The sequence below is a fragment of the Streptomyces sp. NPDC046303 genome (assembly GCF_055588085.1).
Genome location: NZ_JBVJFA010000023.1, coordinates 53,742 through 74,158 on the forward strand (window position 1 = coordinate 53,742; position 20,417 = coordinate 74,158).

Here is a 20,417-nt window from a genome sequence, read left to right on the forward strand (position 1 = left end):
GGCGGCTTAGCCCGCGGAGGCGGCCGGGGCGGCCCCCGAGCGGGCGAGGGAGGCATGGGTGATCCGGCCGATGTGCGTGACGAGGTCACCCACGGACATGGCGAGGATGGCGTCCATGTCCTTCTCCGCCAGGAACTCCATCAGGTCCACCTCGGCGCCGTAGCGGTGGTGGAGCAGCTCGGCGAGGGCGACGAACTCGACGCTCTCCAGGGCGAGGTCCTCGTTGAACGTCGTCTTCATCGTGACCTCCTCGGCCAGGAGGTACGCGTCGCCGACGATCTCCACGAGCATTCCGGTGATCTCGGCGAGGATGTCAGATGCCATGACGGGTCTCCGTGAGGTGGAAGGGGACGGGGGACGGGGTCGCCGTGTCGCGGACGGTCCAGGCGACGACGTGGTCGAGCGGATCAGTGGGGACCAGGGCGGTGCGGACCGGGTACCGGTGCCCGTCGGGGGAGCGGACCAGCAGCGCGTCCGCGCCGGGATCCTCGGCCACCCGCCAGTCCCGGGGGCGGCCGCCGAGCCCGCTGCCCTCGGCCTTGGCGGCGGCCTCCTTGGCGCACCACACGGCGGTCAGGGCCGCCGGCAGGCCGCAGCCCTCGCGGGCGGACAGCCGTTCGGCGAGCCGCAGTTCCTCCGGTCCGAGGGCGATCCGCACCAGCGCGTCCGGGTCGGCGGTGACCTGTTCCACGTCGATGCCGACCGGGCGGCCGGGGTGCGCGAGGGCGACGGCGATCCGGTCCTTGTGGGCGATCGACAGCCGCAGGCCCCGGGCGAGCGGGCCCTCGGCGAGCGGCCGGCCGGCCGGATCGTTGCCGATCGGCACCTCCGCCGGGAACACCGGTCCGGCCCCGCCGTCCCACAGCACCTGGCGCAGCGCGTCCTTGGCGGCGATCCGGCCCAGCAGCCACGGCGCCCGGGCGCGCGGCGACAGCCGCTCGTACGCCACCCGCTCGGCGGCGCCGAGGTAGCGGCGCATCACCAGCTCCTGCGAGGCGGGGTCGGTCCAGCGGCGGCGGGCCAGGCACCAGCCCTCCGGCCGGGGTTCGCCGATGCCGCACACCTCCGGGGTGAACTTCATCGGCCAGACCCGCTCGTCGGCGCCGAAGCGGCGGTACGTCCACCCCTCGATCCGGGCCCACACCTCTCCGGTGGTCCGGCGCAGCTCCAGGTCGCCGCGCACGGTGGTGTCGTGCACCGCGCGGATCCGGGCCGTGGCGGCGACCAGGTCCAGAGGGGCCGGCGGGGGCCCGGTGAAGCGGATGCGGTCCACGGTGGCCGGGAACACCAACCGGTCGACGGGCAGCTTGAGCTGCATCCAGTGGCCGAAGAGCTGGCCGGCGGCGTCGAGCAGCGCCCCGGGGTCGGGGAGCGCCCGCAGGACCCCTTCGATGCCGTCCGCGCCGACGCTCCGCACCTCGTGCACGGCGGCGAAGCGGGGGCCGTGGAACATCCACCGGTCCCGGTAGAGGGCGTCGGCGCTGACGGGGGCCGGCCGCGGATCGCGCAGGGGTGTGGTGTCGGGTGCGGGCGGCCGCGGGTACCGCTCGCCGAGCAGGACGACCACCGAGGCGTACGGGCCGAGGGTGACGCGCGCCCGGCCGGGCCCGTCGCCGCGTACGGTGACCTCGACGTCGACGGCCGGTTCGACGGCCAGCCAGCGCAGTGCCCGTACGTCCTCGTAGCCGACGACGCGGAGACCGGGCGGGGCGTGCCGCAGCGCGGCCCCGGCGGCCAGCTCCAGCATGGTGGTCATGGGGACGACGGGGAACCGGTCGGAGTCCTCGGGCCAGCCGTCGGGCTGGAGGTACACGCAGTGGTCCCGTACGTAGGGCAGCGCGGCCAGGGACAGGTGCAGGCGTTCCTTCCCCGTGGCCCTTCCCGAACCCTCGCCGGCCGGGTCGGGCGCGGTCGTCCGTGCGGCGGGGTCCGGCCGGGCGGCGGGCGCTGCCGCATCCGCGGTCCGTACGGCGGACCAGGCCTCGGTGACGCTCCGGGCGGCCGCGCCGGTGTCGGCGAGCACCGCGTCCAGGGCGGACAGCAGGACCGGCCGGGGGCCGGCCGGTGTCCCGGGCGTCCCGGGCGTGACGGGCGTCCCCGGTGTCCCGGCTGTCCCCGGGGCCCCGGGCGTGCCCGGTGTCGGCGGTGCCAGCAGGCCGCCCAGGGAGGCCCTGGCCGCCTCGCCGAGCCGGACCAGCGGGGAGCCGAGGTCCAGCGGCACGCTGCGGCCGGAGCCCGGGCCGGGTCCGCGGCCGGCAGGCGCGGGACGCACGCCGGGGCGGCCGACGGCCGGATCGGGAGCGTCCGCCGGCCCGGGGGCCGGGGCGTCCGCCCGGCTCGGACCGGCCTCCGCTCCGGCCAGCAGGTCCCAGTGCGGCGCGTACCCCTCCACCCAGAGCGCGGCGCACGCGCGGCGCAGCGCCGCCAGGCCGCCGAGCCGGGGGGAGGAGACGGACACCGACAGGTGCGGGCGGTCGCGCAGGGTGTCCTCGACGAAGCCCGGCAGGCTGCCGGGGCCCAGCGTGACGAAGGACCGCACCCCCTCCTCCTCGTACAGCCGCAGGGTCAGCTCGCGGAAGCGGACCGGCTCCAGGAGGTGGCGGACCACCAGCTCGCGTACGTCGCCCGGCTCGGAGGGGAACGGCGCACAGGTCGTGGCCGACCAGACGGGCAGCGCGGCGGCCCGCAGCGGAAGCCGCCCGAAGGCGGCCCGGACCTGGCCCAGGTACGGCTCCCACATCGGGGTGTGGAAGCCCGAACGGAAGGGCAGTTCCTGGCCGAGCACTCCGTCGGCCCGCAACCGGGCCACCACCGAGGCGACCTGCTCGGGCTCTCCGCAGACGACCGACTGGTGCGGGCAGTTGTCGTGGCTGACCACCACCCCCTCCACCCCGTGGAGGGCCGCTTCCGCCCGCCGGGCACCACAGCCCAGGGCCGCGTAGACGAGGTCCGGGACCAGCAGGTCGTCCGGCCGCAGCGAGCCGAGGAAGGTGTCGGCCGCCTCCTTCGGGTACATGCCGGCGGCCACCATCGCCGCCCACTCGCCCAGGCTGTGGCCCGCCAGCACGTCGGCCTCGATGCCGATCGCGGGCAGGGCCCCGGCGAAGAACCGTCCGGTGGCGATCGCGTCCAGGGCCCGTTCGACGAGCGACGTGCCCCGGGTGAGCGGGGGCAGGCCGCGACCCAGCCGGTCCGCCACGTCGTCGAGGACCGGCGCGAACTCCGGCTCCAGGCCGGGAAAGAGGAAGGCCAGCCGGCCGCCCAGCGGCTCCGGGGCGAACCACACGTCCCCCCTGCCCCGCCAGGCCCGGCCGCGCGCCACCGCCTTCGCGGCCAGCGCGAGCCGCTGCGGCGTCGGCCCCACCACCGCCAGCCGGCACGGTCCGGAACCACCCGACGCCGCGGATCCGGAGGCCAGCAGCGCGGACAACTCCGCCGGACCGTCCGCCGCGAGCCGCAGTACGTCCTCCCGGGCGCGGGCCGCCCCCACCGGTACGGCAGCGGCCCCCAGGGGCAGGAAACGCCGCACCGGAGCGGTCGGCGGGGCGGCCCCCGGAGCCTCCTCCAGCACGACGTGCGCGTTGATCCCGCCGAAGCCGAACGCGTTGACCCCGGCCCGGCGGGGCACCGGCCCGCGCTCCCACGGCTCCGCCGCCGTCACCGGCCGCATCCGCGTCGCCGCCAGGTCAGGGTGCGGCTCCTCCAGGTGCAGCGTCGGCGGCAGCACCCCCTCGTGCACGGCGAGGGCGGCCTTGATGAGCCCGGCCATGCCGGACGCCTGCATGGTGTGGCCGAGCATCGACTTCACCGAACCGAAGCCGATCCCCCGTCCTCCGCCCATGGGCGGCCCGAACACCTGGGCGAGGGTGTCGAGTTCGGCGGCGTCCCCGACCGGAGTGCCCGTGCCGTGCGCCTCCAGCAGGCCCAGCGCGCCCGGGGCCCGCGGATCCAGCCCGGCGTCGCGCCAGGCCCGCTCCAGGGCCCGTACCTGACCCGCGACCAGCGGGCTCATCAGGCTCGCCGCCCGTCCGTCCCCCGCCACCCCCGTACCGCGGATCACCGCGTACACGCGGTCGCCGTCCCGCTCCGCGTCCGCGAGCCGCTTCAGCAGCACCACGCCGGTGCCCTCGGAGAGCAGGGTCCCGTCGGCCCGCCGGTCGAAGGGCCGGATCCGCTCGCTCGGGCTCAGCGCCCGCAGCTGCGTGAACACGCTCCACAGCGTCGCGATGTGGCAGTGGTGCACGGCCCCCGCGACCACCGCGTCGCAGCGCCCGCCCGCCAGCAGCCCCACCGCCTGGTCCACCGCCAGCAGCGAGGAGGCGCAGGCCGCGTCCAGGGTGTAGGCGGGGCCGCGGAAGTCCAGCCGGTTCGCCGTGCGGGCGGCGGTGAAGCTCGGCACCAGGCCGATCGAGGCGTCCGGGCGCTCCGGCCCCAGCGCCTCCTGGAAGGCGGAGCGCACCTCCGCGATCCGCCGCTCGCCCAGCTCCGGCGCGAGCTCCCGCAGGGTCTGCGCCAACTGGTGGGCGGTACGCACCCGTTGGTCCAGCCGCGCGGTGGCCACGCCCATGAACCCGCCGCGCCCCAGCACCACCCCGATCCGGGAGCGGTCGGCCGGCAGCCGGTCCTCGCCGCCCGCGTCCGCGATGGCCTCGGCCGTCGCGTGCAGGGCCAGCATCTGATCGGGCTCGGCCCCCTCCACGGCCGCCGGCATGATCCCGAACCGGGTGGGGTCGAAGGCGGCGAGGCCGTCGACGAACCCGCCGCGCCGGCAGTAGAACCGGTCGCCCGCCGCCGGTCCGGCGGCGCCGGCCGGGTCGTAGTACACCTCGGGGTCCCAGCGTCCCGGCGGGACCTCGCCGATCGAGTCGGTGCCGGCGAGGAGGTTGCGCCGGTAGGAGGCCAGATCGGCCGCCCCGGGGAACACCGCGCCCATCCCGACGATCGCCGCGTCGGTCGGGCGCGGGCCGCGCCGCAGCGGCTCACTCATCGCCGTCGCCCCGCTCCGCCATCAGCACCACCTGTACGTCGGTTCCGTGCGCCAGTTCGTCCAGGAACGCGGCGGTACCCGCCTGCGGCGCGATGAGCGGGATGCCGCGACGGGCGTACGCGCGCTCCAGCTCGGGCGTGACCATCCCGCCCGCATCCGCCGCCCACGGACCCCAGTCCACGGACAGCACCCGGCCCGGGAAGGACTCCGCCCAGGTGCGTGCCAGGCCGTCGAGGGCGTCGTTGGCCGCGGCGTAGTCGCACTGGCCGCGGTTCCCGTAGACCCCGGCGACGCTGCCGAACAGCGCCAGGAACCGGGGCGCGGGCCCCGTCCCGTGCTCGGCGGCCGCGGCGGCCAGGTGGCGGGCACCGGCGACCTTCGTGGTGAACACCTCGGCGAAGTCGGCCGGTTGCTTGTCGCGCAACAGGCCGTCGCGCAGCACCCCGGCGCCGTGCACGATGCCGTCCAGCCGGCCGTGCCGCTCGCGCACCTCGGCCACCACGGCCCGTACGGCCCGCTCGTCCGTGACGTCCGCGCAGTGGTAGCGGACCGAGGCCGCGGCCGTCGCCAGGGCGGAGAGGGTGGCCCGTACCTCGCGTTCGGCGAGGATCCGCGAGGCCGCCGCCTCGATCTCGGCGGGTGTGCGGAGCCCCGTGGCGATCAGCGCGGCGCGCAGCGCCACCCGGTCGGTGGCCTGGCCGAACGCGTCGGGCTGTGCGGGGGGTTCGGGGGTGCGCCCGAGGAGTTCCACGTGGCATCCGGTGGCGCGGGCCAGCGCGAGCGCGGTCCGGGCGGTGATCCCCCGGGCCCCGCCGGTGAGCAGGACCACCGAGCCGGGGCCGAGCGGCGGGCCGTCGCCGGCCGGGACGAGAGGGGCGGGCACCGGGCGGCGGGTGACGCGCGTTCCCTCGGCGGTGTAGCCGACCGAGGCCGGTTCCCCGGCCGCCGACGCGCCCGCGCCCGTGCCCCCGCCAGCGCCCGGGATCGGGACCGGGACCGGGCAGCTCAGCTCGGCGAGGAGCTGCGCGGCGACCTGCTCGGAGGCCTCCTTGGGGTGGACGTCCACGGCACGGACCAGCGTGCCGGGGAACTCGAGGGCGGCGCTGCGCGCGAAGCCGTGCAGACCCGCGCCGGGGGTGCCGCTCGCGGTGGCCAGCAGCAGCCGGGGCGTGCCGCCCGTCAGGGCCCGCCGCAGCCCGGGGAAGACCTGGGGGAGGACGGGTTCGGCGCCGGTCCGCAGGGCGGTCAGGTCGACGATCCCGTTGAACCCGGGCCTGGCCTCGGTGAGCGGATGCGCCTCGGCCCCGTACGTCCGCAGGGCCGCGCAGAGTGCCGGAGCCAGGCCCTGTCCGTCGTCCACGACCCCGATGCGCAGGTCGCGGAGGGTCTCCGGATCCCCTGAAGGCGCCGGCACGGGGACGGTGTCCACGCGCAGCCGGGCGACCGGCACGGCGGCGGGCCCCGCTGCCGGAGCCGTGACCGCTGCCCCCGCGCTGCCGGCTGGTTCTGCGGGTTCCGGCTCGCCGGTGTGGGAGGTGACCCAGTCCACGATCCCGCGCAGGGTCTTGATCCGGGACAGCTCCTCGACCGCGGATTCCGCGGAGCCGCCGGGGTCCTGGGGCAGCCCGATCCGGTCGGCCAGGGCGCCGATGATCTCGACCCGCTTGATGGAGTCGATGGACAGGTCCGCCTCCAGGTCCAGCCTGGGGTCGAGCATGTCCCTGGGGTATCCCGTCCGGGTGTGGACGATCTCCAGGACCGCCTCCATGACGTCCTCAGGGGACCGGACCGGCCGGGCGGCGGCCGGCTCCACCGGGAGCGGCGCGCCGGACGGCACCCCGCCGCCCGTGCCGCGGGCCTCGGGCCCCGGGCCGTGGTCGGCGCCCGGCGCGAGGACCGGCCGGACCTCGGGCCGTGCGCCGGCCGTTCCCGCGGGGACGGCCGGGCGCGGCGCACCGCGGGACGCGCCCAGGTAGCCCAGCAGCACGTCCCGCTGCGCCTCGACCAGCTCGCGGGCGCCGCGCAGGTACTCCAGAACCGCCTCCTCGCGCCGGTCGGAGGCGGGCGCCGCCGCGGGCGCGACCGCAGGAGCCGCGGTCACCCGCTGGGCGGGCCGCAGGCCCCCGGCCACCGGTGCGCCGTCGGCGGTGCGCACCAGGTGGCCGTCGACCAGCCAGCCCGGCCGGCGCGGCGCGTGGTCGGGCAGGGCGGAGGTCCGTCCGCGGAACAGCGCCTCCGGCGCCACCGGCACGCCGGCCGCCGCCAGTTCGGCCAGCGCCGTGACCAGCCGGACCAGGCCGTGCTCGCCCGGTACGTCCAGCGGGACCACGGTGTGCGGCCGCTCGCCCAGGATCCGGGACGTCAGCCCCGACAGGACCCGGCCGGGCCCCGCCTCCACGAACGTGCGGACACCGGCCGCATACATCGCCTCCACCTGCTCCACGAACCGGACCGGCTCCGCGACCTGGCGTGCGGCAAGGCCCCGTACCCCTTCGGCGGAGGCCGGATACGGGGCGGCCGTCGTGTTCGACCAGACGGGAATGACCGGCCCGGACACGGCCGTCCCGGCCAGCTCCCCGGCCAGGGCGGCCGCCGCTCCCGCCACCACCCCGCTGTGGAACGCGCAGGCCACGGGCAGCGGTTCGGCCGACAGGCCGGCCTCGCGCAGGGCCGCCACCGCCGCCGCCACGGCCGCCGTCGGCCCCGAGATCACGCACTGCCGGGGTGCGTTGTGGTTCGCCACCACGCACCCGGCCCGCGCGGCGGTCTCCCGTACCTCCTCCGGCGCGGCCGACACCGCGGCCATCGACCCCGGATCCGTTCCGGCGGCGGCCAGGATCGCCTCGGCCCGGCGGGCGCTCAGCCGCAGCAGGCCCTCCGTGTCGAAGGCCCCGGCCGCCCACAGCGCGGTCAGCTCCCCGTACGAATGCCCGGCCACGCAGTCCGGCCGGACACCCAGGCCGGTGAGCAGCCGGTGCGCCGCCGCTCCGGCCAGCCCGAGGGCGGGCTGGGCCACCCGCGTGTCGGTGACCGCCGCCCGCTGCGCGGCCCGCCCCTCGGCGGTGAACGCCGCGGGCGGGAACACCGCCGAGACCACCGGAGCCGGAGCCGCGTCCAGGAGCCCGCGCAGCCCGGGGAACGCCGTGAACAACTCGCCCAGCATTCCCGGACGTTGACTGCCCTGCCCCGGGAACAGGAACGCGATCCGGCCCGGATCCGCCGATTCCTCCCGTACGTGGACCCCCGGACCCGCGGTGAAGGCCCGGGCCTGCTCCAGCCGGGCCGCCAGCTCGTCCGGACCGGCGGCGACGACCGCGACGTGGACCGGGCCCGAGCCGGTGGCCGCCGCCTCCGCCGCGAGGTCGCGCAGTGCCCACGGCCGCCCGGCCGCATCGTTCTCCTCCAGCCGGGCCGCGAGCCGCGCCATCGCCCGGCCCGCCGCCCGCCGGTCCTCGCCGCGGAAGCAGAACAGCTCGGCCGGCCACTCCTCCAGGCCGTGCCGCGGCTCCTCGGAGCCCGCGTAACCGGCCAGCACGGCATGGTAGTTGGTGCCGCCGAAGCCGAAGGCGCTCACGCCGGCGATCCGGCGCTCCGGGGGCACCGCCCAGGGCCGCGCCTCGGTGTCGAAGGCGAAGGGGCTGGTGTCCGGCCGCCAGGCCGGGTTCGGCGTGTCGAGGTGCAGGGTCGGCGGCCGCACGCCCGCGTGGACCGCCCGGGCGGCCTTGATCAGCCCGGCCAGCCCGGCGGCGCACTTGGTGTGCCCGAGCTGCGATTTCACCGAGCCCAGCGCGCACGAGCCCGCGGTGGCCCCGTGTTCGGTGAACAGCTCGCTCAGCACCGCCAGTTCGGTGCTGTCGCCGACCACCGTGCCGGTGCCGTGCGCCTCGACCAGGCCCACCTCGCCGGGGGAGACGCCCGCCCGGGCGTAGGCGCGCTCCAGGGCCCGCCGCTGGCCTTCCGGCCGGGGGGCGGTCAGGCCGAGGGACCGGCCGTCGCTGGAGGCGCCCACCGCCTTGATCACCGCGTACACGCGGTCGCCGTCCCGCTCGGCGTCCGCGAGCCGCTTGAGCACCAGCGCGCCCACGCCCTCGCCGAGCGCGATCCCGTCGGCGGAGGCGTCGAAGGGCCGGCAGCGGCCGCTGGGGGACAGGGCCCGCACGGAGGCGAACATCAGGTAGTCGTTGATGCCGTTGTGCACGTCCGCCCCGCCGCAGATGACCATGTCGCTGTCCAGGTCGCGCAGTTGGCGGCAGGCCAGGTCCAGCGCGGCGAGCGAGGACGCGCACGCCGCGTCGACCGTGCAGTTCGCGCCGCCGAGGTCGAGGCGGTTGGCGACCCGGCCCGCGATCACGTTGGCGAGGATCCCGGGGAACGAGTCCTCGGTGAGCCGTGGCAGTTGCCCGTCCAGCTCGGGCGGCAGCTCGCCCAGGTAGGCGGGGTGCAGGGCGCGCAGCCCGTAGGCGCCCGCCAGTTCGGTGCCGGCTTCCGCGCCGAAGACCACCGAGGTCCGGGACCGGTCGAACTCCCGGCCCTTGCCGTAACCGGCGTCGCCGAGGGCCCGCGCCGAGATCTCCAGGGCCAGCAGCTGGACCGGTTCGATCCCGGAGAGGGAGGCGGGCGGGATGCCGTGCGCGAGTGCGTCGAAGGGCACCGGGTCCAGGAAGCCGCCCCAGCGGGAGGGGGTGCGCTCACCGGCCCGGGCCGGATCGGGGTCGTAGTACAGCTCCGGATCCCACCGCTCGGCCGGCACCTCGGTCACCGCGTCCGCCCCGGACAGGATCCGCGCCCAGTAGGCGGCGAGGTCGGGCGCTCCCGGATAGGCGCAGGCCATCCCGACGATGGCGATGTCGAGGGGGTCCGCGGCCGGCGCCGCCCCGGCCGGGGCGAACGCGCGGGCCCGCCGCTCGAGGACCCGCGTCGCCCCCTCGGTCACCTGGGCGTGCAGCGCGGCCACGGTGGTGGTCTCCGTCCGCAGGGTCGCGGCCTGCCCGAGCATGAACAGCCCCTCGGTGTACTGCTGTTCATCGGACACGGCCTCCAGGGCGGAGCCCGCCGGCCGGGTTCCGCCGGCTCCGGCCGTACCGGCGGTGCCGCCCGGCAGGGCCCGGCGCAGGCCCTTGCTGGCGATGCGGAGCCGGCCCAGGTTGAGGCCCTCCAGCTCCTCCCAGACGAGGCGCGGCTCGGTGCCGCTCTCCATGAGCCGGAGCCGGGCCGCCTCGAAGGTCTCGGCGTACGGGGTGTCCGCGCAGCGCGTCGCGTGGCCGGGGGCGGTGTGCAGGAGCACGGTCCGCTCGCAGTCCAGTGCCGCCCGCTGGAAGCCCGGCAGCACCGCGCCCGCCGCCACCGCCTCCTCGGTGAACAGGTACGCGGTGCCCATCAACACGCCCACCCGCGCGCCTCGTTCGGCCAGCGGCGCGGCAGCCGCCACCGCCATCGCGGCCGAGCGCGCGTCGTGGATCCCGCCGGCGAACAGCACGTCCAGGGCCTCGGGCTCGGGGCAGGACAGCAGCAGCTCGATCTGCTCCTCCCACAGCGGGAACGAGGCGCGCGGCCCGACGTGGCCGCCGCACTCCAGCCCCTCGAACACGAACCGCCGCGCGCCCTCGGTGAGGTACCGCTCCAGCAGTCCCGGCGAGGGCACGTGCAGATGGGTCCGGATGCCGGCCGCCTCCAGCGGGGCCGCCTGCGCCGGAGTGCCGCCCGCGATGATCGCGTACGGGGGGCGGGCCTCGGCCACGGCCGCCAGTTGCTCCGTGCGCAGCTCGGCCGGGGCGAAGCCGAGCAGCCCCACGCCCCACGGGCGGTCGCCGAGCCGCGCGGCGCTCTCGGCCAGCAGCCGGCGTACGTCCGGGCCCTCCATCACGGCGAGCGCAAGGTAGGGGACCCCGCCCTCGGCGGCCACCGCCTCGGCGAAGGCCGCCTGGTCGCTCACCCGGGTCATCGGACCCTGGGCGACGGGGAGCGGCTGTGCGAGCGGCCGGGCCCGCACGGCAGCCGCCAGATGGCCGGAGATCGCCGCCCGGACCGCCTGGATCACCCCGCCGGTGGTCCGGTGTCGGGCGGCCAGCCGGGCGGCGGCGGCCCCGTCCTGTCCTACGGGCAGCAGCTGGGCCCGCAGGTCCCTGGCGCCGAGCAGGGCGGGCACCGGCCCCTCGGGCGGGGTCAGGTCGGGGCGGGCGAACACCCGGTGCCCGTCGGCCAGCCGGGTCTCGGAGCCGTCCATCGCCCGCAGCACGGCGGTCACTTCCCCCGGCAGGCCGGCCTCGCCTTCGGCCGTCAGGGCGAGTTGTACGTCGAGCAGCACGCCCGCCGCCCCGCCCGCGACGGCCGCCGCCGCCGTGTGGGGCCCGATCCCGCCGTAGGCCCGTACGGGCACCCCCGCTCCGGGGTCCGCCAGCAGCTGCTGGAGGAGCACGAAGGTGGTGGCCGCGCCCACCCGGCCACCGGCCTCGTGGCCCTTGGCGACCAGCGCGTCCGCCCCGGCGGCCACGGCGCGTGCGGCCTCGGTGCGGCCGGTCACCTCCGCCCACACCCGGGGCCGGCCGGCCGCCGCGGCCCAGGCGGCCACCTGCTCCGGCGTGTGGCACGCGGGGTCGGCGAGCAGCACGGTGTCCACGGCGGACGGCAGCTCCCCGGGGCCCAGCGGGCAGCCCGCGGGCACCCGCACCCCGTACCGGCCACCGCCGCGCCCCTCGCCGCCGCCGCTGTCGTCGCCGCCACTGCCGCCGCTGTCGTCGCCGCCGAGCCGGCGGGCGAGCTCCGTGAAGGCGCGCCGTGCGGCGGCCGGGTCCCGCCCGAGGTCGAGCAGCCCGAGGGCGCCGGCGCGTTCGGCGGCGGTCACGATCCGGGGATGGGGTTCCTCGAACGGGGTCACCGCGACGACCAGATCGCGGGCGGCGGCGGACTGCGGGGGATGGGGGGTCACGGGCGCTCCTCTTCCAATGCTGTGTGACATGGCGCAGTACAGAGCGGAAGAACGGAAGAAAGTCAGAACGGGGCGTGCGGACGGGGCCCTGGTCCCGCACGCCGGGCCGGGCGGCCCGCCACCGGTACGGCGGCGGGCCTGGTGCTGTGGCCGGAAAGGCCCACCGGGTCGCGGCGCTCCCCCCGGCTACCGCCGGGAAGTGCCCCCACCGCCTCGCGGTGCACCGCGGCCCGGCACCGGGACCGGCACCGCGGCCCGGCACCGCTGCTCGGCACCGAGCCCGGAACTGGGACCGCGACCGGGACCGGGACCGGAACCGGCGCCGCGGCCCGGCACCGAGCCCGGAACTGGCACCGCGACCGGGACCGGAACCGGCACCGCGACCCGGCACCGAGCCCGGGACCGGCACCGGGACCCGGCCCGGCGCCGCGGCCCGGCCCACCTTCCCGGCCACAGGACCAGGGTTGTGGACCAGGCCCTAGAGCAGTGGTCAAACACCCTCACGCCGCGATGCATCGTGCGGTGGCCGCCCCGCACTGTCAACAGCCATGCGGAATACGGTGCTTCGGGTTATCAGGACCCGCGGACCACCCGGCACGCACCCCGGCCGACCCCCCGGCACGGCCCCGCCGAGCCGGTGGCCTGGGGCGATTCCCGCCGGGCCGGGCCGCCCCGCCGCCCGGGTCCGCGCAGGCGCCTCCCCCCGGGCATGCCGCACCGGCATGCCTCACCGCCGACCGTGCATGAACACCACCCGGGGGCCCGGAAGTTGTTCACGCGACGAGCCCTTACAGGTACAGCCCCACGCGGTTACCGTCCGGTCATGACGCCCACGCTCGCGCAGCTGCGCTATCTCGTCGCCGTCGCCGACTGCCGGTCCATCACCGGCGCCGCCGCCTCGGTCTTCGTCGCCCAGTCCGCCCTGTCCCGCGCCGTCCAGGCCATGGAACGGGACCTGGGCGTGGAACTCCTGGCCCGCCGGGGAAGGGGGGTGGACCTCACGCCGGAGGGGGCCAGGGTCGTCCGGCTGGCCCGCACCGTACTCAACGCGGTGGAGGCCATCGACGACATCGGGACCCCGCACGGCAAGGACGCCCGGGCCGCCCTGAGCCTCGTCACCACGCCCACCCTGGCCCTCGACCTGGCTTCCGACCTGGTCGCGGCGTTCACCGAGCGACATCCCGGCGTGGACGTCCGGCTCCAGCAGCACGACAGCCGGGAGGCCCTCGTCCAGGAACTGACCCAGGGCCGCTCCGAGCTGGCCCTCGTCGACCTGCCCATCGACCAGGAGCTCTCCACCCACTTCATCCAGGAGCGCGAGGTGGTGCTGATCTCGCCGCTGGGCTCCCGGCTGCCGCACCCCCTGCCGTTCCGCATGCTGGACGGACTGCCGATGGTGCTGCCCACGCCCGGGACCGGCCGGCGCACCGAGATGGAGGCCATGTTCAGCTGCCTCGGCGTACGGCCCGTGCCCGCCCTGGAGGTCGACGAGCGGCTCGCCTGGGTGACGGGCGTGACCGACGGCCGCGGATCCCTCATCTGGTACCGGGACGTGGTGCTCAGGGCCTTCGGCAGCCGCGCGGAGATACGTTCCTTCACCCCGCCCCTGCTGCGTCCCGTCGGCATCGCGCACGCCCGGCGGGCCCTCAGCCGCGCGGCCCGCGCCTTCATCGCCCACGCCGGGCACAAGGCACCGGTACGGGAACCGGTGCGCTGACGGAGGCATGCCGATCCGGCATTGAACGATGCTCGAACGGGAGGCGATGTGCCCTGGTGCCACCGACTGATGTCCCCTCACATGGTGGGCATGTCCCGAGTCCTCACACCCCACCGGGCCGCCGCCCTCGCGACCGCGGCCCTCGCCACGATCCTGCCCGCCGTCGCCTGGATGACCAGCGCGAGCGCCACGGCCTCCGGCGCCCCGATCCCGCCCGCCGCGACGTCCGCCGACGCCCTCGCGCCGGAGCGCAGGTGCACGCTCCCCGGCGGCCTGGCCGAGCTCAGCGGCCTCGCGATGAGCCGCCGGCACCCGGGCGTCTTCTACGCCGTCAACGACAGCGGGAACACCAACCAGGTCTTCGCGATCGACTGCACCGCCGCCACCGGCCGGCTCGTGGCCACGCTCACCGTCGCGGGCGTCGGCAACACCGACTGGGAGGGCCTGGCGATCGGCAAGGACGCCGCGGGCGGCCCGGCGGTCCTGGTCGGCGACATAGGGGACAACTTCAGCGGCCGCGCGGAGATCTCCGTGCACGCCTTCACGGAGCCCGAGCGGCTCGCCGACGCCACCGTGACGCCGGTGACCCACCGGTTCGCCTACGCCGACGGCAGGCACGACGCCGAGTCCCTGCTCGCCGACCCCGGCACCGGCAGGATCTACGTCGCCAGCAAACTCATCGGCGCGCCCGGCCAGTTGTACCAGGCCCCGCTGCCGCCGGTGCCCGGGCAGGTCAACACGCTCACCGCGGTCCGGCCGGGACCGGTGTTCGCCACCGACGGGGCGTTCTCGCCGACGGGCGCCTCGTACACCCTGCGCAGCGGCGGACCGCTGGGCGCCAACACGGCCTCCGTGTACGCCGCCTCGGGGGCCAAGCTGGCGGACGTCGCCCTGCCCGCCCAGTCGCAGGGCGAGACGGTGACGTACGCCGACTGCGCGAACCTGCTCGTCGGATCGGAGAACGACACCCAGATCTGGCGGGTGCCGCTGCCGCCGGAGGCAACCCCGGGATGCGGCGGCACCCCCACGCCCACGCCCACCCCGGCCCCGACTCCCACCCCGACTCCCACGCCGACCCCGACTCCCACGCCGACCGCCGGTGATCTGCGGCTCGCCAATCCGGGCCCGCAGACCTGCAAGTTCAACCAGTCCTGCACCATCCAGCTCAGTGCCACCGGCGGGAAGCCGCCCGTCCGCTACGCCGCCTCCGGCCTGCCCTGGGGCCTGACCCTGGACGGTGCCACCGGACGCATCACCGGCAAGCCCTGGGCCGGCGGCACCCTCCAGGTCACCGCCACCGCGACCGACTCGGCGGGTGCCACCGCCGGGACCTCCTTCGCACTCACCCTCACCTGGTTCTGAGACGCGGCGGGGCGGCCTTGTACAACCCGCCCCGCAAGCCGCACTGTTGACCGAGTTCCGTCCATGAGGTCAGGAGAACCGGCTTGTCGTCCCCCCTCTCGTCCGCCCCGCACGCCCCGGACGCCACCCCGTACGTCATCGACCCCGCCGGCGGCTGCCCGCACGCCCTCAACGCCCGGCTGCGGGCCCAGGGCGCCGTGGCAGAGGTCGTCCTGCCCGGCGGGGTGCCCGGCGCGGTGGTCCTGGGGCACGAGGCGCTGAAGGAGTTCCTCGCCCACCCCGACGTGGCCAAGGACTCCCGGCACTTCCCGTCCCTGCACGACGGCTCCATACCCCCGGACTGGCCGCTGCGGGTCTTCGCCAACGCCCAGGGCATGCACACCGCCGACGACGCCGACCACCGCCGGCTGCGCGCGCTCGTCGGCAAGGCCTTCACCGCCCGCCAGGTGGAACGGCTGCGCCCGCGCGTCGAGGAACTGACCGCCGCACTCCTGGACGACCTGGAGCGGGCCGCGGCCGAATCCCCCGACGGGACGGCCGACTTGCGCACGCACGTCGCCCTGCCCCTCCCGATGAGCGTCATCTGCGAGCTGCTCGGCGTGGACCCCGAGCACCGGGGCCGGCTGCACCACCTGTCCAACACGGTGATCATCGCCACCGACACCGCACCGGCCGAGGTGATGGCGGCCGTACGCGAACTGGTCGAGCTGATCGGCACCATCGCGGCCACCCGCCGGGCGGACCCCGGAGAGGACCTCACCAGCGCCCTGATAGCCGCCCGTGAGGGCGACGGCGACCGGCTCAGCGAGCCCGAACTCATCGGCACCATGCGCCTGATGCTCATCGCGGGCCACGAGACCACCCTCAACCTCATCAGCAACGCGGTGCGCGCGCTGTGCACCCACCGCGATCAGCTCGCCCTCGTCCTCGACGGGAAGGCCACCTGGTCGGACGTGGTGGACGAGACCCTGCGCTGGGACAGCCCGGTCAGCTGGTTCCCCTTCCGCTACCCCACCCGCGACGTGACCGTCGACGGAACCGTGATTCCGCAGGGCACCCCCGTTCTCGCCGGCTACACGGCGGCCGGCCGGGACGAGGCCTTCCACGGCCCGGACGCCGACCGCTTCGACCTCACCCGCCCCACCGCCGCCCGCAGCCTGTCGTTCGGACACGGAGCCCACTACTGCGTGGGCGCCCCGCTCGCCCGCCTGGAGGCCACCATCGCCCTGGAGCGGCTCTTCACCCGCTTCCCCGACCTGGACCTCGCGCTCCCCGAGGGTGAACTCCCGCACCAGCGCAGCTTCATCGGCAACAGCGTGGAGGCATTGCCGGTCCGCCTGACCCCCTAACGCGGGCCCGGCGGCGACACCTCCGTACTCAGCCAGCCCAGGGCGTCCGGGTACATCCCCGTCCACGTCTGGAAGTTGTGGCCGCCGGCCGGACGGACCAGGGTCTTCACCCGGACCCCGCTGCCCGCCGCGGCCTTGGCGAAGGCCTCCAGCTGCTGCGGCGGGCTGTCCTTGTCCTGCGCCGAGGTGGCCAGGAACAGCCCGACGTCCGCCTTCTTCGTGTGCGCGACCAGCCACATCGGGCTGTTGCGCTCCCGGAGCACCGGGTCGGGCAGCACCTCCGGGTCGCCGGTCAGCGGATCGGGGTCCAGGGCCGCGCCCGCCCGGAAGGCCTTCGGGTACTGCAGCGGCAGCTTGGCCGCGCAGAAGGCGCCGGTCGAGACGCCCATCAGCCCCCAGCCGGCGGGGGCGGGCAGCGTACGGAAGTTCCGCGCGACCAGCTCCGGCACATCCCGCGCCAGCCAGTCGGCGATCTTGAGCTGCGGGGTGTTGCTGCAGTCGGTGTTCACCCCGCCCGGATAGATCTCCGGGATCACCAGGATGAAGGGGTGCGCCGCGCCCAGCCCCACCATCTGGTTCAGGGCCCCCGGCATGTCCCCGAGGTCGATCCAGGTGCGCGGCGTGCCCGGATAGCCGTGCAGCAGCATCAGCACGGGGAAGCGGGTGCGGTCCGCGCCCGGCGCGCTGTACTCCGGGGGGAGCCACACGACGACCTGACCGGCGAGCTTCGAGTGGGAGCCGCGGAAGAAGGCGGTCCGGGTGCCGTCACCGTTCTGGGTGAACCGGGCCCGCCCCACCGGCGCGCCCGTCATCGACCCGGCCTGCTGCCCCGCGTCCGTGCCGAGCAGGTCGTCCCAGGAGGAGTAGAGCCCGTAACTGCCGTTGATCCAGGTGGCCACCCCGCAGATCGCGGTGAGCTGGCACAGCCCGATCATCGCCACCCGCACCGGCCACCGCACCCACCCCGGTCCCGGAATCCGGTTCCACAGGAGCAGGGCGGCGAGCACGGCGAGCACCGTGAGGACGATCAGGGTGACGAGGAACGGCGTACTGGTCAGCTCCACGGGGCCGGGCTCCTGACGCACGGGACGGGGCAGGCAAACGAGACGTGCGAGACGCGCGAGCCGTACGAGACGCACGAGGCGTACGACACGACATGCGCAGAATGTCCCGGTTGTCGCGTCAATCTACCGGCGGCACCGTCACGCGTCAGCCCGGCGCGACGCGTACCGTCACCGCGTGCCAGCCGGTCGCCCCGTCCGGCAGTGTCCCGACCCGCTCCCCGGTCTGGACGGCGCCGGTCCCGTCCGTGGCGCGGGCCTCCAGGGTGTGCGAGCCCGCGGTCGCCTCCCACGGCCACACCCACTGCCGCCAGGTGTCGAGGCCGTCCGCGGCTCCGAGCCGCGCCTCCTGCCAGGGGCCGGCGTCCACCCGTACCTCGACCCGCTCGATGCCCCGGTGCTGTGCCCACGCCACACCGGCGACCGCCACCCGGCCCGGTACGAGCGCCGCGTGCGAGCGCGGGGTGTCGATCCGCGTCTGCGTCTTGACCGGGGCCCGCTCCGCCCAGGAGCGGCGCACCCAGTAGGCGTCGTACGCGGCGAAGGTGGTCAGGCGCAGCTCGCTCAGCCACTTGCAGGCGGAGACGTACCCGTACAGGCCCGGTACGACCATCCGGACCGGGAAGCCGTGCGCGAAGGGCAGCGGCTCCCCGTTCATCCCGACGGCCAGCAGCGCCTCACGGCCGTCCATGACGGTCTCGACGGGCGTGCCGATCGTCATGCCGTCCACCGAGCGCGCCACCAGCTGGTCGGCGCGGCCGCCCGCGGACGGCGGCCGGACCCCCGCCTCGCGGAGCAGGTCGGCGAGGCGGACGCCGAGCCAGCGGGCGTTGCCCGCGTACGGGCCCCCGACCTCGTTGGACACGCAGCAGAGGGTGATGTCGTGCTCGACCAGGGGGCGGGCGAGCAGCTCCCGCAGATCGAGGGTGAGCGGCCGGGCCACGCCCTCCCCGTGGATCCGCAGCCGCCAGGCGTCGGCGTCCACGCGCGGCACGACCAGGGCGGTGTCCACGCGGTAGAAGTCCCGGTTGGGCGTGAGGAAGGGGGAGACCCCGGGCACCCGGAGGTCGGCGCCCGCGGGAACCGGCGGCGCGGGCACCGCGGCCCGGGGGAGCCGGAAGCGGGCCCGGGAGGCCGTCGCACCGGCGGAGCCGTAGGCGCCGAGGCGCCGTCCGGCGAGTGCGGCCCCGGCCGATGCCGCCAGGGTGGCGGCGACCAGCCGGCCGAAACCGCGGCGGTCCATCGCCCAGGCGCCACCGGGCGGCGATCCCGACGGGCGGGGCCGTCGTACCGCGGTCACCAGCAGCCACAGCACCGCGGCCGCGGCCAGTCCGGCCGCCAGTGACGGCAGCGCGTCCCGCCGGCCGGCCTCCGGACGGCCGAGTGCGGCCGCCGCCCCCAGCAGTCCGAAGGCGCCCGCGACGGCGATCCCGGCGGGGAGGCGGCGCAGCGCCAGCATTCCCGCCCCGGCCGCGGCCAGGCCCAGGATCACGAGGATCCCGAGCGTCAGCACCGGCTTGTCGGCGGTGCCGAACTGCCGGATCGCCCACTCCCTGACCGCCGTGGGTGTGGCGTCGACGACGGCCGCGCCGACCGCGGTCACCGGGGAGGACTCGGGTCGGACGACCGCCGCCGCGAGCTCGCCCACGGCCAGCCCCGCGGCCGCCGCCACCAGCCCGCTCAGGGCACCGAGCTGCCGCGGCCGACGCCTCCGGTCTGCTGTCACACGGCCAGTGTGACCCGCCCCCGCCCGCTGCGCGCACCTCTCCGCGCACCTGGCCGCGCACCGTGTCGGGGCCTTGTCCGGGGGTCGGCGCCGCCCGTCAGTGCACCGGCGCCGGCGGTACCCAGCGCCCGGTGCGCGGCGGCTTCACCCCGTACTCGTCCTTCAGCTCCTCCGGGATGGCGTGGTGCATGACCCGGCCCCGGGTCAGCGCGGACAGTTCGAGGCCGGAGAGCAGTGAGCCCGCCTTGTCGAGCGCCCACTCGGCGTACGGGCTGCTGTCCTCGATCGTCTCCAGCAGGCCGAGGAACACGGGGACGGCCTTCGCCGCCGTGTCCCACGGGGTGCGCGGGATCTCCAGCCAGTCGCCGATGGTGTCCCCCACCAGGTACCGGACGGTGGCGGGCACCATCGGGTCGAAGAAGGTCCCGGGGACCACGTCCTCGTACATCCGCATCAGCTGGGCGTTGAGGCGGACCCCCTCGGGGGAGGGGCCGAGGTTGCGCAGGAGGTAGAGGTCGCAGTAGTCGCGGGCCTCGGTGATGTTCTCCGGTACGGCCGACATGTCGCAGCCCAGCATGGCTCCCACGACCCGCCAGGCGTAGAAGTAGGCCTCCGCGCCGTCCTCGCTCATGTGGATGCCGAGCTGGTGCATGGCGTCGAGCACCAGCAGCGAGAAGCAGACCTGACCTCCGATCATGTCCTCCTGGCAGATGGGCAGTCCGTCCTTCTCGATGTCCCAGTGGCCGCCGTGGCGCAGGTGGTGGCGGACCGCCGCGTGCAGCAGCCGCACCTTCTGGGCCGCGGGGATGAACTTGCTGCCCTCCGCGAAGGAGTTCGTCTGCATGAGATAGGTGACGAACTGCCCGGTGTTGGCCATCCGCCGCGAGGGGTACGCGAGGGAGTGCGTCGAGGAGAGCAGCCGGGAGAGCCTCGGGATGGCGTACGTCGCGGGCATGGCCGCGAAGGACAGGCCGGTGTTGATGTGGGCCGCGTTGTCCATGAAGAACAGCCGGGCCTGCTCCATCATGTCCCAGTCCACCCAGCTCGGGGGCATGGCGGTCGCCTCGAAGTAGGCGCGCGCGGACGCGGGGAGCTGGTCGGGCAGCGTGTCCCCGACGGTGCTGAAGAACCGCATCAGCGTGTTGAGGTCGCCCACCTCCTTGCGGCGGAACATCTCGGCGACGGTCTCGTCGGCGAGCGGATCCCCCTGGGTGCGCAGGGCGTCGAGTGCGGCCTCGTCGTAACGGGTCTTCGGCGGGGCGCTCTTGGTGGTGTTCACTTCAGTCGTCC

9 protein-coding genes are annotated in these 20,417 nt (G+C 76.1%); 3 read left to right on the top strand and 6 right to left on the bottom strand.

Annotated features, from left to right (window positions below):
• Positions 1–6 precede the first annotated feature (6 nt).
• From ACZ6I1_RS23595 to ACZ6I1_RS23605, 3 genes are read right to left on the bottom strand one after another with little or no spacing between them, the layout of a single operon-like run.
• A complete protein-coding gene (locus ACZ6I1_RS23595; RefSeq protein WP_469290184.1) occupies positions 7–324 on the bottom strand; it encodes an acyl carrier protein in 318 nt (105 codons plus the stop codon).
• On the bottom strand, positions 314–4,987 hold the full coding sequence (locus ACZ6I1_RS23600) for a type I polyketide synthase (RefSeq protein WP_469290186.1): 4,674 nt from the start codon (positions 4,985–4,987) through the stop codon (positions 314–316). Before ACZ6I1_RS23600 ends, ACZ6I1_RS23595 begins: the two co-directional genes overlap by 11 nt.
• Positions 4,980–11,912, bottom strand: a complete 6,933-nt coding sequence (locus ACZ6I1_RS23605) for an SDR family NAD(P)-dependent oxidoreductase (protein ID WP_469290188.1) — start codon at positions 11,910–11,912, stop codon at positions 4,980–4,982. Before ACZ6I1_RS23605 ends, ACZ6I1_RS23600 begins: the two co-directional genes overlap by 8 nt.
• A gap of 823 nt (positions 11,913–12,735) precedes the next feature.
• Here ACZ6I1_RS23605 and ACZ6I1_RS23610 point away from each other — a divergent pair.
• The 3 genes from ACZ6I1_RS23610 (at position 12,736) to ACZ6I1_RS23620 (ending at position 16,340) form a co-directional block, all read left to right on the top strand.
• Complete coding sequence (locus ACZ6I1_RS23610; protein WP_469290190.1) at positions 12,736–13,629, top strand: LysR family transcriptional regulator; 894 nt, start codon at positions 12,736–12,738, stop codon at positions 13,627–13,629.
• 90 nt (positions 13,630–13,719) lie between these two features.
• Entirely contained in the window at positions 13,720–14,991 is a 1,272-nt protein-coding gene (locus ACZ6I1_RS23615) for a putative Ig domain-containing protein (RefSeq protein ID WP_469290193.1), read from the top strand.
• Positions 14,992–15,074: 83 nt separating this feature from the next.
• On the top strand, positions 15,075–16,340 hold the full coding sequence (locus ACZ6I1_RS23620) for a cytochrome P450 family protein (RefSeq protein ID WP_469290195.1): 1,266 nt from the start codon (positions 15,075–15,077) through the stop codon (positions 16,338–16,340).
• Here ACZ6I1_RS23620 and ACZ6I1_RS23625 read toward each other — a convergent pair.
• From ACZ6I1_RS23625 to ACZ6I1_RS23635, 3 genes are all read right to left on the bottom strand, one after another.
• Complete coding sequence (locus ACZ6I1_RS23625) at positions 16,337–17,404, bottom strand: alpha/beta hydrolase (protein WP_469290197.1); 1,068 nt, start codon at positions 17,402–17,404, stop codon at positions 16,337–16,339. The genes ACZ6I1_RS23620 and ACZ6I1_RS23625 overlap by 4 nt on opposite strands.
• A gap of 145 nt (positions 17,405–17,549) precedes the next feature.
• Complete coding sequence (locus ACZ6I1_RS23630) at positions 17,550–19,127, bottom strand: molybdopterin-dependent oxidoreductase (protein WP_469290199.1); 1,578 nt, start codon at positions 19,125–19,127, stop codon at positions 17,550–17,552.
• A gap of 97 nt (positions 19,128–19,224) precedes the next feature.
• Entirely contained in the window at positions 19,225–20,406 is a 1,182-nt protein-coding gene (locus ACZ6I1_RS23635) for an oxygenase MpaB family protein (RefSeq protein ID WP_469290201.1), read from the bottom strand.
• Positions 20,407–20,417: the final 11 nt, after the last annotated feature.

What these genes read in the sequence shown, in the direction of transcription:
- ACZ6I1_RS23595 (WP_469290184.1), bottom strand. Translation starts at nt 324, where the DNA reads ATGGCATCTGACATCCTCGCCGAGATCACCGGAATGCTCGTGGAGATC.
- ACZ6I1_RS23600 (WP_469290186.1), bottom strand. Translation starts at nt 4,987, where the DNA reads ATGAGTGAGCCGCTGCGGCGCGGCCCGCGCCCGACCGACGCGGCGATC.
- ACZ6I1_RS23610 (WP_469290190.1), top strand. Translation starts at nt 12,736, where the DNA reads ATGACGCCCACGCTCGCGCAGCTGCGCTATCTCGTCGCCGTCGCCGAC.
- ACZ6I1_RS23615 (WP_469290193.1), top strand. Translation starts at nt 13,720, where the DNA reads ATGTCCCGAGTCCTCACACCCCACCGGGCCGCCGCCCTCGCGACCGCG.